Consider the following 12,974-nt stretch of genomic DNA (forward strand, 5'->3'; position numbering starts at 1 on the left):
TGCCCTCCGGCGGCCCGTCGTCGCCGGAGGGGACCAACCGACGATCAGGAAAGGACGGCGCATGGGCGCAGCTCTCGATTTCAGTCTGGCGGGCAGGACCGCCGTGGTGACCGGCGCGGGCTCGGGGATCGGGGCTGCCATCGCGCGGGCCTTTGCCGCGCAGGGCGCGCGGGTGGCGCTGCTGGACCGCGATCTGGCGGCGGCGACGGCTGCGGCCAGCGACCTGGACGGCGCGCAGGCCGTGGCCTGCGACGTGACCGACGCGGGCAGCATTGACCGCGCGGTGGCCACCGTCACGCAGGCCTTTGGCGGCATAGACATTCTGGTGAATTCCGCGGGCATCGTCGATCTGGCCCCGGCCGAGGATCTGTCCGGCGACGCCTGGACGCGGACCATCGCGGTCAATCTGACCGGCAGCTTCCTGATGGCGCAGGCCGTGGGCCGCGCGATGATCGCAAGGGGCGCGGGTGGGCGCATCATCAACCTGGCCAGCCAGGCCGGATCAGTCGCCATCGAGGGCCATGTCGCCTATTGCGCGTCGAAATTCGGCATCATCGGCGTGACCAAGACGCTGGCCCTGGAATGGGGCGGGCATGGGATCACGGTCAACTCCATCTCTCCGACGGTGGTGATGACCGATCTGGGCCGCAAGGCCTGGGCCGGACCCAAGGGCGATGCGATGAAGGCGCTGATCCCCGCGGGCCGCTTTGCCGAGCCCGAAGAGGTCGCGGCGGCGGCGGTGTTCCTGGCATCGGGCGCGGCCGCGATGATCAACGGGGCCGACCTGCTGGTCGATGGCGGATACACGGTGCGATGATGGGGGACGACATGACGACCAAGGCGATGCAGCGTTTCGTCAACGACCCCGACGACATCGTGGATGAGACGGTGGCGGGTTTCGTCAAGGCGCATGGCGATCTGGTCCGCAGAGATCCGGCCAATCCGCGTGTGGTCGTGTCGCGCTTTGCCCCCCAGCAGGGCAAGGTCGGCATCGTGACGGGCGGCGGTTCGGGGCATGAACCGGCCTTTGTCGGTTATACCGGCCGCAATCTGGTCGATGCCGTGGCCATCGGAGAGCTGTTCTCATCGCCCACCGCCAAAAGCTTTGCCGACGCGATCCGGGCCGCCGATGGCGGGGCAGGGGTGGCGGTGCTGTATGGCAACTATGCGGGCGACAACATGAACGTGCGCATGGCCGCCGAGATGGTCGCGGATGACGGGATCGCGGTGGCCACCGTCGTCGCCAATGACGACGTCTGTTCGGCCCCCGCGTCAGAGCGTGCCAAGCGTCGCGGCGTCGCCGGAGAGATCTTCATGTGGAAGATCGGCGCGGCGCGCGCGGCCCAGGGCGGCACCCTGGCCGAGGTTCAGGCGGCGGCCCAGCAGGCCATCGATGCCTGCCGGTCGGTGGGCGTGGGCCTTGGCCCCTGCACGCTGCCTGCCGTGGGGCACCCGAATTTCCAGATCGCGCCCGGCACGATGGAGGTGGGCATCGGCCATCACGGCGAACCCGGCGCGCGGGTCGAGGCGCTGAAGACCGCCGATCAGGTGGCCGACGACATGCTGTCCATCGTGCTGGAGGACCACGCCCTGCCCGAGGGAACCGAGGTCGCGGTGCTGGTTTCGGGCCTTGGCGCGACGCCGGTGAACGAGCTTTATGTGCTGTATGACCGGATCGAGACGGGGCTTGAGGGTGCGGGCCTGCGGGTGCATCGCGCCTTCGTGGGCAATTACTTTACCTCGTTGGAGATGGTCGGCGCGACGCTGACCGTGATGGCCCTGACCGCCGAGACCAAGGCCCTGCTGGACATGGAATGCGCAGCGCCCGGCCTGATCGTGACGGGGCCTGCGGTGCCGCCGGTGGGCGCGGTGATCGCGGGGCATCGGCGCGGCGCGGCGACGGCGCGCGACGCGGGCACCCCCCGCGCGCCCGAGGCGACCGGCACCCCCCGTCTGGCGCTGACCGATGCGGCGGGCGTGGTGCAGGACCTGGCCGCCGTGATCATCGCCAACAAGGCGCATCTGTCCGAGATCGACGGCCTGATCGGCGACGGCGATCACGGGATCAACATGGCCAAGGGCTTTGGCCGCGCCGCCGAACGCCTGTCGGCGCAATCGCTGGATCAGGCGTTCCTGGTCCTGTCCGACGTGCTGATGTCCGAGATCGGCGGATCGATGGGGCCGCTTTATGGGTTCATGTTCCGCGACATGGGCCGGGCGGTCCAGGGGCGCCGCGCCATCGATGCCGAGGGGTTTTCGGTGATGCTGCGCGCCGGGCTGGCGGGCGTCACGGCGACCGGCGGGGCACAGCCGGGCGACAAGACGCTCATCGATTGCCTGGTACCGGCGGTCGAGGCGTTCGACGCGGCCATCCCCCAAGGGTTCCCCGCAGCCCTGGCCGCGATGGCGCAGGCCGCCCGGCAGGGGCGAGACAGCACCGTGGACATGGTCGCGAAACTGGGCCGGGCGGCGCGGTTGGGCGAACGGTCGCGGGGCGTGCCGGATGCGGGCGCGACCTCCTGCGCGTTGATCCTGACGGCCCTGGGCGACAGCGTCGCGCGCAGGCTGTCGGTGCCATGACCCCCTGCAGGCCGCGACGCGGCTTGCACCGGGCCAGGGGGTCGTGGCAATGACGACCCCGATGCAGACCTTTTCGCGCCACGATCTGACCGACCTGTTCCGCAGCCTGGCCGAGCGCATGGCCGCAGAGCAATCCTATCTGGCCGAACTGGACGGAGAGATCGGCGATGCCGATCACGGCGTCGCCATGGCCGGGGGCTTTGGCGCGGCGGCCCGCGCGCTGTTCGATGCCGATGGCGGCGGGCAGACGCTGGCGCAGGGCCTGTCGCTGGCGGCCTCGACGCTGCTGAACGCTGTGGGGGCGACGACCGGGCCGCTCTATGCCAGCGCGCTGCTGCGGGCGGGGCAGGCCCTGGGCGATGAGGACCGCGTGCCGTTCGATCGCCTGCCCGGCGTGGTCATCGCCATGGCCGAGGGGATTGCCGCACGCGGCCATGGCCGGCCCGGCGACAAGACCATGGTCGATGCCTGGTCGCCCGCCGCCCATGCCGCCCGCGCCGGGCTGGCCGCCGGCATGGCGCCCGCGCAGATCCTGCGACAGGCCGCCCACGCCGCCTTGGAAGGTGCGCAGGCCACCCGCGCCATGATGGCCGCCCGCGGGCGCGCTGCGCGTCTGGGGCCGCGCAGCATCGGCCATCTGGACCCCGGCGCGGTGTCGGCGGCGGCGCTGCTGGACTGCCTGGCCAGCTGGGCCGAAGGCCAGGGGCGCGCGCCCTGATGCCCCATTCCGATGCGCCCCCCCTGCGCTTTGGCGACGATCCGCTGCTGTGGGCTGCCTGGCTTTATTATCAGGACGGCCTGACCCAGGCCGAGATCGCGACGCGGATGGGCGTGTCGCGGCCTTCGGTCAACTCCTATCTGGCGGATGCGCGGACCCGCGGCATCGTCTCGATCGAGATCGACCCCGAGCGGTTTCGCGCCCTCAGCATCGCCAAGGCCATGCAGGATCATTTCGGCCTGGACGACTGCTTGGTCATCCCATCGGGCGGCACGGGCAGCCCGCTGATCGACCGGCTTGGCGCGGCGGGCGCGCAGGTGCTGTCGCGGCTGGCGCGGTCGGGGGACACCATCGCGGTGACCTGGGGGCGGACCATGCTGTCGCTGGCCAACCGCATCGGGCGGGGCGGGTTGCAGGATCTGCGCGTGGTGCAGGCGACCGGCGGCACCACCGCCAAGATCCCCTGGACCCCCGAGGCCTGCGCGACCCGCCTGGCCGAGGCCCTGGGCGCGCGGTCGATCCCCATCTCGGCCCCTGCCATCGTGTCGTCGCCCGACATGCGGGCGCTGCTGATGCGCGAACCGGTGGTGGCCGAACAGATGGCGATCCTGGCGCAGGCGAACCGGATCGTGCTGGGCATATCCTCGCTGCGCCCCGAAAGCACGATCCACAGCAGCGGCTTTTTCGACGGGCCGGGCATGCAGGGGCAGTATCACGCGGCGGTGGGCAGCATCGCGGGGCGGCTGATCGCGGCGCGCGGCGAGCCTGTGGACGGGCCGCTGGAGGGGCGCACCATCGGCGTCGATCTGGCCGCGCTGAAGACGGTGCCCTGCCGGATCGGTGTCGCGGGCGGCATGGACAAGGTGCAGGCAATCCTGGCGGCGCTGCGCGGCGGCTATGTCAACGTGATGGTGACCGATGCCGACACGGCCCGCGCGATCCTGACCGCCGAGGGGCACGAGGACGGCCCCGCGCGCCCTGTGGCGGCGGCGCCCGCCGCGCTGCCCGAACGGGTGCGAATCAAGAAGTTCCTCAACCGCCCGCAGGATGCCGTCAACGAGACGGTCGAGGGCGCGCTGCTGGCGCATCAGGGCCTGCTGGCCCCGATCACCGGCGCGCCGCGTGCCCTGCGCGCGGTGGATGGCGCGCGACCGGGCAAGGTCGGGCTGGTCATCGGCGGCGGTTCGGGGCACGAGCCGGGGTTCTTCGGCTATCTGGGGCGCGGGCTGGCGGATGCGGTGGCCATCGGCAATGTCTTTGCCGCGCCGCCGCCCGACCCGATCCTGGCCGCCACGCTGGCCGCCGACGGGGGCGCGGGGGTGCTGCATATCTTTGGCAACTTCTCGGGCGACGTGATGAACTTCGAGACCGCGGCCGAAATGGCCACCGCGCGGGGCATCCGCGTTCGCACCGTGGTCACGACCGACGACATCGCCTCGGCCCCCGTTGATGCGCGCGCGGCCCGGCGCGGGGTGGCGGGCAACGTCTTCGTCTTCAAGATCGCCGGGGCGGCCTGCGACCGGATGCTGCCGTTGGAGACCTGCGCGGCGCTGGCGTTGCGGGCCAATGCGCGCTGTCACACGATGGGCATCGCGCTGGAGCCCGGCGCCTCGCTGGAAAGTGGCAAGCCCAGCTTTCGCCTTGGCCCCGACGACATGGAGATCGGCGTCGGCGTGCATGGCGAACGCGGCATCGCGCGCGCCCGCCTGACCACCGCGGACGAGGCCACCGACCTGATCGTCGACCGCATCCTGGACGAGATGCGCCCGGCCGAGGGCGACCGGGTCGCGCTGCTGGTCAATTCCCTTGGCGCGACGCCGCAGATGGAGCTGTACATCCTGAACCGCCGCCTGCGGCAGCGCCTGCGCGCGCGGGGCGTGGGGGTGCACCGGACGCTGATCGGGCATTACTATACCTCGCTGGACATGGCGGGGGTGTCGATCACCGCGCTGCATCTGGACGATGAGCTGACCGCGCTGCTGGATCACCCCTGCAGCGCGCCCGCCTGGACCCAAGGGGGGCGCCCCTAGACGTCGAAATTGCTGGGCAGCACGATCATGTCACGGATGGTCACGTTGCGCGGCCGCGTCAGCATGTACATCAGCGCGTCCGCCACCTCGACCGGCTCCATCAGCGCGCCCGCGTCCTTCATGCGCTGCAGGCGTTCCGGCTCCCAATCCGCCAGCAGGGCCGAGACGACCGGCCCCGGAGAGACCTGCGCCACCCGCACCCCATGCCTCATCAGCTGGCGGCGCATGGTCTGGACGAAACAGGTCACGGCCCATTTCGACGCGGAATAGACCGGCTCCACATGGATCGGCGCATGCCCCGCGATCGAGCTGGTGACGATGATGTCGCCCGACCCGCGCGCGGTCATGTGGGGGGCGACCGCATGGACGTTCTTCATCACGGCATTGACATTCAGGTTCAGCATGCGGTCGATGGCGGCCGGGTCGGTATCGACCAGATCGCCGCCGATATAGCTGCCTGCGTTGCACAGCATGATGTCGATCTGGCCGACCTTATCCAGAATGTCGGGCACCATCGCGTTGCAGCTGTCGGCGTCCAGCAGGTCGGTCACCTGGGCTGTCGCATCGCGGCCCAACTCGTGCGTCAGGGCGTCCAGCGCGTCGGCATTGCGGTCGACCAGCACCACGCGGGCGCCCGCCTCCAGCAGCGCGCGCGTGGTTGCCAGCCCGATGCCCGATGCGGCCCCGGTGATCGCGGCAACCTTGCCGTGCAGGTCTTGGGACATGGTATTCTCCTTGGGATGTGTTCGGTCAGACGGCCAGAAAGCCGCCGTCAAGGGGCAGGACCGCCCCGGTGATCAGGCCCGCGTCGTCCGACAGCAGCAGGGCGATGGCGCGGGCGACGTCCTCCGCCTCGGCAAAGCGGCCCATCGGGTGGCGGGCCATCATCGGGTCGCGCTTGGCCGGCGCGCTCCAGGCGGCGGCGGCCAGTTCGGTCAGTGTGACGGTCGGCGCGATGGCCACGGCGCGGATGCCGTGGGGACCCAGTTCGCGCGCCATGACGCGGGTCGCGCCCTCCAGCCCGGCCTTGGAGGCGGCATAGGCGACGTGGTCCGGGAAACCGCGATGGCCCGCGATGCTGGTGACGTTGACGATGGCGCCGCCGCCGCCCGCGGCGATCCGGGCGCGCGCGAATTCCTGCGCGCAGATCAGCGCGCTGCGCAGGTTGATGTTCATCACCGCGTCATAGCCGGCATCGGTCAGGTCCAGCAGGCCCTCCAGCACGTTGGTGCCCGCGCAGTTGACCAGGAAATCGCAGGTCCCGGCCTGGGCCATCGCGTCGCGCGCAGCCGCCGGGTCGGACAGGTCCGCGACGATGGCCCGGGCGTCCAGGCTGTCCAGGTCGGACTGCGTGCGGCTGATGGCCGTGACCCGCGCGCCGCGTTCGGCCAGCAGGATGGCGGTGGCCCGGCCGATGCCCTTGCCCGCGCCGGTGATGATGACGGATCTATCCGTGAAGGGCATCGTGATCTCCTCTCAATGCGGCGCCGATATCGCCGCGCAGGTCGCGGGCGGTGGCCTGAAGCGTCAGAAACGCCCGATAGCGTGCGGCATGCAGGCGCTGGCTGTCGGGGTCGGGGTGATGGGTGGTCAGGACGCGCGACATGGCGGGCATGGCCGAGGCCAGGTCGGGAAACACCCCACCCGCGACCGCGCCCAGCATGGCCGCGCCCAGCAGCACGGGCTCATCCGCCGCCGCGGCATCGACGGGCAGGCCGGTCGCATCGGCCAGCAACTGGCGGATGCGCGGATGGCGGCCTGCGCCGCCGCTGATGGCGATGCGCGCGACCGGGGCCCCGTGGGCGGCCTGCGTCGCGGTGATCTGGCGCAGGCCGTAACCCAACCCGCAGATCCCCGCGACGTACAGCGACACCAGCGACGCCAGGTCCGTCTCCATTCCCTGGCCGCTGATGATGGCGCGGGCATGGGGGTCGGCAAAAGGCGCGCGGTTGCCCAGGAATTCGGGCACCACATGCAGGTGGGCGGCCTGCCGCACGGCGTCGGGGGCGGCCTGGCCCGCCAGCCATTCGGGCAGGGACTGACCCTGCGCGCGGGCGGCGTCGGCCGCCCGGTCATGGGCGGGGTGCAGGCGCAGCAGGTGGTCGATGGCAGCACCCGCGACCGACTGCCCGCCCTCGTTCAGCCACATGCCGGGCACCATGGCCGAGAAATACGGCCCCCACACGCCCGGCACGAAGGCCGGTTCCCGCGTCGTGGTCATGGTGCAGGAAGACGTGCCGAACACATAGCCCACCGTGCCCACCGCATCGCCCATGGCGGCGACCGTGCCGACCCCGCCCGCATGCGCGTCGATCAGCCCGGCGCCGACCGCGATGCCCGCGCGCAGGCCCATCGCGCGCGCCGCATCGGCGGTCAGACCCGCGCCAAGGGGGGTGGCGGGCGGCACGACCTGGGTGCCGATGCGGGCGAACCCTTCGTCGGCCAGCACGTCCAGACCGATGGCGCGGAAATAGTCCGCATCCCACCGGCCCTCATGCGCCAGATAGGTCCATTTGCAGGTCACCGTGCAGGTCGAACGGGCGGTGCTGTCCGTGGCCTTCCAGGTCAGGAAATCGGTCAGGTCGAAGAAATGACGTGCCGCGTCAAAGACCTGGGGCCGGTTCTCGCGCAGCCACAGCAGCTTGGGCGTCTCCATCTCGGGCGAGATGCGCCCGCCGACATAGCGCAGGACATCGTGCCCGCCTGCATTGATGCGGGCCGCCTGATCGACCGCGCGGTGGTCCATCCAGACGATGATGTCGCGGTCGGGATGGGCGGGGTCACCCACGCCCAAGGGCGTATCGCTCACCACCACCAGCGAGCAGGTCGCGTCGAACCCGATGCCCACCACATGGGCCGGGTCGATCCCGGCCTGCGCCACGGCGGCGCGGGTGGCGGTGCAGACCGCGTCCCAGACCTGCGCGCTGGACTGTTCGGCGATCACCCCGTCGGGGCGGTGCATGGCGATGTCGCATTTTCCGGTGCCAAGCGCCGCGCCCGTGGCGTCAAAGACGCCCGCCCGTGCCGATCCGGTACCGACATCGATGCCGATCAGATATCGGCCCATCATCGCCATTCCCGCCCGATATAGATCGCCAGCAGGATGATCAGGCCCTTGATCACGTCCTGCATGTAGGGGTTGATGCCCATCAGGTTCAGGCCGTTGTTCAGGATGCCCAGCAGCACCGCCCCGATCAATGTGCCCAGGATCAGCCCGCGCCCGCCCGCGATGGCAGTGCCGCCCAGAACCACGGCGGCGATGGCGTCCAGCTCAAAGCCCACACCGGCGTTGGGCTGGCCGCTCATCAGGCGGCCGGTCAGCACGATCGCGGCCAGCGACGCGGTCAGTCCGGAAATGGCATAGACCGCCAGCTTGACCCGCCGCGTGCGCACGCCCGACAGGCGGGCGGCGGTCTCGTTCCCGCCGATGGCATAGACGTGGCGGCCAAAGGGCGTGCGCTGCAGCAGCACCCAGGCCAGCGCATAGACGATGACCATGATGATGACCGGGACCGGGATGATGCCCACCCGGCCCACGCCGAACCACGACACCCAGCCCGGCAGCCCGCTGATCGGATAGCCGCCCGAATAGATCAGCCCCAGCCCCCGCGCGATGCCCATCGTGGCCAGCGTCACGATGATCGCGGGCATCTTGCCCCAGGCGACCATCACGCCGTTGAAGACGCCCAGGCCCGTGCCCACCATCAGGGCGGCGGCGATGCCCAGGCCCCCGTGCAGCCCCATGTTCACCATCAGACCCGCCGCGACCGTGCCCGCCAGCGCCATGACCGCGCCGACCGACAGGTCGATCCCGCCGGTCAGGATGACAAAGGTCATGCCCACCGCCAGGATGCCCACGACCGACACCTGCCGCAGCACGTTCAGGATGTTGTTCACGGTAAAGAAGTTGTCGCTGGCAAAGGCCATCATGACCGATACGACGATCAGCCCGACCAGAGGCAGGGCCAGCGGCGAATGCAGCAGCCAGTCCAGGGCGCGGTGTCTTGCGGTGTTTGCGTCATGCGACATGGTGGACCTTTCCGGTGGTGGCGTGTGTCATGATCTGTTCCGAGGTGATGGCGTCCCCCTCGACCGTGGCCACGATGCCGCCGGATCGAAAGACGCAGACCCGGTCGGCCATGCCGATGATTTCAGGCAGCTCAGAGGAGATCATGATGATGGCGTATCCCTGCGCCGTGAACTGGCGCATCAGCTGATAGATCTCGGCCTTGGCGCCGACATCGATGCCGCGGGTGGGTTCGTCAAAGATCAGGATGCGCATGTCGTGGTTCAGCCAGCGGGCGATGACGACCTTTTGCTGATTGCCGCCCGACAGGGTGTCGACGCGGGCGCGGGCGCCTTGGGCCTTGACGCGGACCTGCTCCATCGCGGTGCGGGTGCAGGCCAGCTCCTTCTTGAAGTCGATGAACCAGTGGCCCTGGCGGTATTTGCCGTAATTGTTCAGCGACACGTTCTGCAGGATGGAAAACGGCGTGATCAGCCCCTGTTCCTTGCGGCTTTCGGGCAAAAGGCCGATGCCGTGGGCCAGCCCGTCGGCGGCGTCATGCAGGCGCTTTTCCACGCCCTCGACCCGCAGGGTGCAGCGCGCGGCGCCGTATTCGCCCAGGATCGACAGGACAGTTTCCGTGCGCCCCGAGCCCACCAGCCCGGCAAAACCCAGGATCTCTCCGGCGCGCAGCTGGAAGGACGACACCGGGCCGCCGCGCCGCAGCTGCACCGCGACCGCCTCCAGCACGATGCGGGCATCGGGGTCGGGCGCGGGCTTGGGGGGAAAGCTGTTCTCGATGCGGCGACCGACCATCATCTCGACCAGGCGGTCGATGGTGACGTCGGCGACGTCGGTGCTGCCGACGAATTCGCCGTCGCGCAGGACAGTGATGCGGTCGCAGATCTCGAAGATCTCGTCGAGGTGATGAGAGATGAAGACGATCGCCACGCCCGCCGCGCGCAATTCGCGCATGACCTTGAACAGGTGCTCGGTCTCGGACGGGGTCAGGGTGGCGGTGGGTTCGTCCAGCACCAGGATGCGCGCGTCCAGCGACAGCGCCTTGGCGATTTCCACGAATTGCTGTTCGGCGACCGACAGGCGCGCGATGGGCACGTCCAGCGGCAGGTCGACCTCCAGCGTCCGCAGGATCGCCTGCGCGCGGGCGCGCATCGCCTTGCGGTCCAGCAGGCCCAGGGGGCCGCGCAGCTCTCGGCCCAGGAACATGTTCTCGACGGCGGTCAGGCCGGGGATCAGGCTGAATTCCTGGAACACGATGCCCACGCCCGCCGCGATCGCCGCGTCATAGGTGGCAAAGCTGCGGACCTCTCCGTCGATCAGGATCTGCCCGTCGGAGGGCTGGATGATGCCACTGACGATCTTCATCAGCGTCGATTTGCCGGCGCCGTTCTCGCCCAGCAGGGCGTGCACCTCTCCGGCGCGGACATGCAGGTCCACCCCGTGCAGGACCTCGATCCGGCCAAAGCTTTTGCGTATTCCCCTGAGTTCCAGCATCCTGCCCGCCTTTCGTTTGGCCGCGCCCCGACAGGGGGCACGGCCGGGTTCATCACCAGCTGAAATCAGCGGCGTTTTCGGCGTCGACCGTGCGCACGTCGATCGGCACCTCGGTGGGCACCACGCGGGCGCCCCAGTATTGCGCCAGCGCCATGCCCAGGCCCACGCGGACCTGATCGCGCGGGAACTGCGCGGTGGTCTGGATGAACGGGCCGCCATCGGCGATGGCCTGCACCGCCTCGGGGGCGCCGTCGACCGAGGTCAGCTTGATGTCGCGGCCCGACCCCTGGATCGCGGCCAGCGCACCCATCGCGCCGCCATCGTTGACCGAGAAGATGCCCGCCAGGTTCGGATGCGACTGGATCATGTTCTCGACCACGCCCAGGGCGACCGAGCGGTCCTGACGGCCGTTCTGGGTTGTGACCAGGGTGATGCCCTCATGTTCGGACAGCGCCTCCTGGCAGCCCTCGACGCGCTGCAGGATCGGCACGACCGGGATGCCGTCCAGAATGGCGACCTCGCCTTGGCCGCCCAGGGCCTCGGCCAGATAGGCGCAGGACTGATAGCCCGCGTCGCGGTTCTTGGAGCCGACAAAGGTGTCGACGGGGCCGTTCGCGTTGGCATCGACCGCGACCACGATCACGCCCTGATCCTTGGCCATGCGCACGGCCGATTCCACGCCCGCGCTGTCGGTCGGGTTCAGCAGCAGGATGTCGATGCCCTGCTGCAGCATGTCCTCCACGTCCGAGATCTGCTTGGCCACGTCATGGCCCGCATCGGTCACGATGACGCGGGCGCCGATCTGGGCCGCGGCCTCGTTCAGGGCCTCCTGCATGGAGACGAAATAAGGGTTGTTCATCTCCTGGAACGTCATGCCGATGGTCAGCTGGTCGTCCTGGGCGGCGGCGATCCCGCCGGTGGCGGCCAGCGCCAGCGCGGCGGCGGATGCGGTCTTGAGCAAGGTGTTCATGATAGTCCTCCCGTTTCTTGGTCAGTGGGCAGTCCCCCTCCGGCCGCGGGCCTCAGGGGTCCGCGTTCGCAGGGTATGGGGTGAGGGGCGCGTCTCAGCCGGCCATGCGGATCGTCTGCTGGGCCGCGAAGGTCGCGCGGAATTCCGATGGCGCCATGCCCTTCAGCTTGAGGAAATGGCGGTTGAAGTTCGACAGGTTCGAGAACCCCACGTCAAAGCAGATGTCGGCGACCCTGGCATCGGGGTCCGACAGCAGCATGTGGCAGGCCAGGTCGATCCGCATCTGGTTGCGATAGCGCACCAGCGTCGTCCCGGTATGGCGCTTGAACGAGCGTGAGAACGCGCTCACGCTCTGGCCGGTCAGGCGGGCCAGCTCGGTCTCGCTGACCGGGTCCAGCAGGTTCCCGCGCAGATGGGCCAGCGCGCGGTTCATGTCGGATTCCCCGGCCCGCTGCATGTCCAGCACAAAGCTGAGGCTGGCCAGCACCTGCGATTTCGGCGCATGGGCCAAAAGGTCCAGGATCTGGAAGAACAGCCCCAGCCTGCGCACGCCCCGCGCCTCGATCAGGGCGCGCATCAGCGGGCGGACCGCGCGCGATGTCGCGTCGTCGAACAGCAGGCCGCGGCGGCTGCGCTCCAGCAGGGTCTGGACGCTGTCCATCTCGGGGAAGGCGCGGGCCTGCTCGACAAAGCTTTCGGGGAACTGGATCACCTCGGTCCGGCAAGGAATGATCTCTCCGGGGCGGATGTCGCTGATCCAGTTCTGGGGCAGGTTCGGGCCGGTCATGATCAGCTGTCCGGGGCCGAAATCGCCGATGTGATCGCCGATATAGAACCGCCCCGAGGTCGCCACGACCAGGTGGATCTCGTATTCGGGGTGGAAATGCCAGCGCACCGTGCGGAACGGATAGCCGTGCTTCCACGCGGCAAAGGATTCACCCTTGCGGATGTGAACCAGCTCCAGATCAGGCTGCATCGACCTCCTCCCTTCCGCGCCAGCACCGGTCGCCGTGACGATCCGTGCCCCTCCAGGCGCTGCATCATGACTAGCACGCATCGCCCGCGGGCAGCCACGACCTCACGGGAAAAGTTCTGATACTTTTTTGACACGCCGCGCCGGAATTTCATCGGCGTTCGGGCGCGACGCGGTCATTT

Annotated in this window: 11 protein-coding genes; 4 read left to right on the plus strand and 7 right to left on the minus strand. The window is 69.6% G+C overall.

The features are described 5' to 3' along the window. Positions 1-61: 61 nt before the first annotated feature. From FA740_RS01750 to FA740_RS01765, 4 genes are read left to right on the plus strand one after another with little or no spacing between them, the layout of a single operon-like run. The gene (locus FA740_RS01750; RefSeq protein ID WP_136855060.1) at positions 62-817 is read left to right on the plus strand and encodes a GolD/DthD family dehydrogenase; all 756 of its coding nucleotides are present in this window, start codon (positions 62-64) and stop codon (positions 815-817) included. Continuing rightward, positions 814-2,580 (plus strand): dihydroxyacetone kinase subunit DhaL, encoded by a 1,767-nt coding sequence (gene dhaL / locus FA740_RS01755; RefSeq protein WP_211243624.1) that lies wholly within the window; start codon positions 814-816, stop codon positions 2,578-2,580. The genes FA740_RS01750 and dhaL (FA740_RS01755) overlap by 4 nt, the downstream gene beginning before the upstream one ends. A 49-nt stretch (positions 2,581-2,629) precedes the next feature. Next, positions 2,630-3,298 carry a dihydroxyacetone kinase subunit DhaL gene (dhaL, locus tag FA740_RS01760; RefSeq protein WP_211243625.1) on the plus strand — a complete coding sequence of 223 codons (669 nt, stop codon included), beginning with the start codon at positions 2,630-2,632 and terminating at the stop codon, positions 3,296-3,298. Further along, positions 3,298-5,328 carry a bifunctional sugar-binding transcriptional regulator/dihydroxyacetone kinase subunit DhaK gene (locus tag FA740_RS01765; protein ID WP_136855063.1) on the plus strand — a complete coding sequence of 677 codons (2,031 nt, stop codon included), beginning with the start codon at positions 3,298-3,300 and terminating at the stop codon, positions 5,326-5,328. Before dhaL (FA740_RS01760) ends, FA740_RS01765 begins: the two co-directional genes overlap by 1 nt. Here FA740_RS01765 and FA740_RS01770 read toward each other — a convergent pair. From FA740_RS01770 to FA740_RS01800, 7 genes are all read right to left on the minus strand, one after another. Then, the gene (locus FA740_RS01770; protein ID WP_136855064.1) at positions 5,325-6,053 is read right to left on the minus strand and encodes an SDR family oxidoreductase; all 729 of its coding nucleotides are present in this window, start codon (positions 6,051-6,053) and stop codon (positions 5,325-5,327) included. The genes FA740_RS01765 and FA740_RS01770 overlap by 4 nt on opposite strands. Before the next feature lie 25 nt (positions 6,054-6,078). Beyond that, positions 6,079-6,792 carry an SDR family oxidoreductase gene (locus FA740_RS01775; protein WP_136855065.1) on the minus strand — a complete coding sequence of 238 codons (714 nt, stop codon included), beginning with the start codon at positions 6,790-6,792 and terminating at the stop codon, positions 6,079-6,081. Next, the gene (locus FA740_RS01780; RefSeq protein ID WP_136855261.1) at positions 6,776-8,395 is read right to left on the minus strand and encodes an FGGY-family carbohydrate kinase; all 1,620 of its coding nucleotides are present in this window, start codon (positions 8,393-8,395) and stop codon (positions 6,776-6,778) included. Before FA740_RS01780 ends, FA740_RS01775 begins: the two co-directional genes overlap by 17 nt. Next, positions 8,395-9,357 carry an ABC transporter permease gene (locus tag FA740_RS01785; RefSeq protein WP_136855066.1) on the minus strand — a complete coding sequence of 321 codons (963 nt, stop codon included), beginning with the start codon at positions 9,355-9,357 and terminating at the stop codon, positions 8,395-8,397. Before FA740_RS01785 ends, FA740_RS01780 begins: the two co-directional genes overlap by 1 nt. Continuing rightward, positions 9,347-10,849: a sugar ABC transporter ATP-binding protein gene (locus FA740_RS01790; protein ID WP_136855067.1), complete on the minus strand. Its 1,503-nt coding sequence runs from the start codon at positions 10,847-10,849 to the stop codon at positions 9,347-9,349. Before FA740_RS01790 ends, FA740_RS01785 begins: the two co-directional genes overlap by 11 nt. Positions 10,850-10,901: 52 nt before the next feature. Continuing rightward, positions 10,902-11,819, minus strand: coding sequence for an ABC transporter substrate-binding protein (locus FA740_RS01795; RefSeq protein ID WP_136855068.1), 918 nt, complete (start codon positions 11,817-11,819; stop codon positions 10,902-10,904). A gap of 94 nt (positions 11,820-11,913) precedes the next feature. Beyond that, positions 11,914-12,795, minus strand: a complete 882-nt coding sequence (locus tag FA740_RS01800) for a helix-turn-helix domain-containing protein (protein WP_136855069.1) — start codon at positions 12,793-12,795, stop codon at positions 11,914-11,916. Positions 12,796-12,974: the final 179 nt, after the last annotated feature.

Source organism: Paracoccus hibiscisoli, assembly GCF_005048265.1.
In the GTDB taxonomy this organism is placed as follows: Bacteria; Pseudomonadota; Alphaproteobacteria; order Rhodobacterales; family Rhodobacteraceae; genus Paracoccus; species Paracoccus hibiscisoli.

Excerpts from the sequence above, each read along its gene's own strand:
- FA740_RS01750 (WP_136855060.1), top strand. The coding sequence starts at position 62 with ATGGGCGCAGCTCTCGATTTCAGTCTGGCGGGCAGGACCGCCGTGGTG.
- dhaL (WP_211243624.1), top strand. The coding sequence starts at position 814 with ATGATGGGGGACGACATGACGACCAAGGCGATGCAGCGTTTCGTCAAC.
- dhaL (WP_211243625.1), top strand. The coding sequence starts at position 2,630 with ATGACGACCCCGATGCAGACCTTTTCGCGCCACGATCTGACCGACCTG.
- FA740_RS01765 (WP_136855063.1), top strand. The coding sequence starts at position 3,298 with ATGCCCCATTCCGATGCGCCCCCCCTGCGCTTTGGCGACGATCCGCTG.
- FA740_RS01770 (WP_136855064.1), bottom strand. The coding sequence starts at position 6,053 with ATGTCCCAAGACCTGCACGGCAAGGTTGCCGCGATCACCGGGGCCGCA.
- FA740_RS01775 (WP_136855065.1), bottom strand. The coding sequence starts at position 6,792 with ATGCCCTTCACGGATAGATCCGTCATCATCACCGGCGCGGGCAAGGGC.
- FA740_RS01780 (WP_136855261.1), bottom strand. The coding sequence starts at position 8,395 with ATGGGCCGATATCTGATCGGCATCGATGTCGGTACCGGATCGGCACGG.
- FA740_RS01785 (WP_136855066.1), bottom strand. The coding sequence starts at position 9,357 with ATGTCGCATGACGCAAACACCGCAAGACACCGCGCCCTGGACTGGCTG.
- FA740_RS01790 (WP_136855067.1), bottom strand. The coding sequence starts at position 10,849 with ATGCTGGAACTCAGGGGAATACGCAAAAGCTTTGGCCGGATCGAGGTC.
- FA740_RS01795 (WP_136855068.1), bottom strand. The coding sequence starts at position 11,819 with ATGAACACCTTGCTCAAGACCGCATCCGCCGCCGCGCTGGCGCTGGCC.
- FA740_RS01800 (WP_136855069.1), bottom strand. The coding sequence starts at position 12,795 with ATGCAGCCTGATCTGGAGCTGGTTCACATCCGCAAGGGTGAATCCTTT.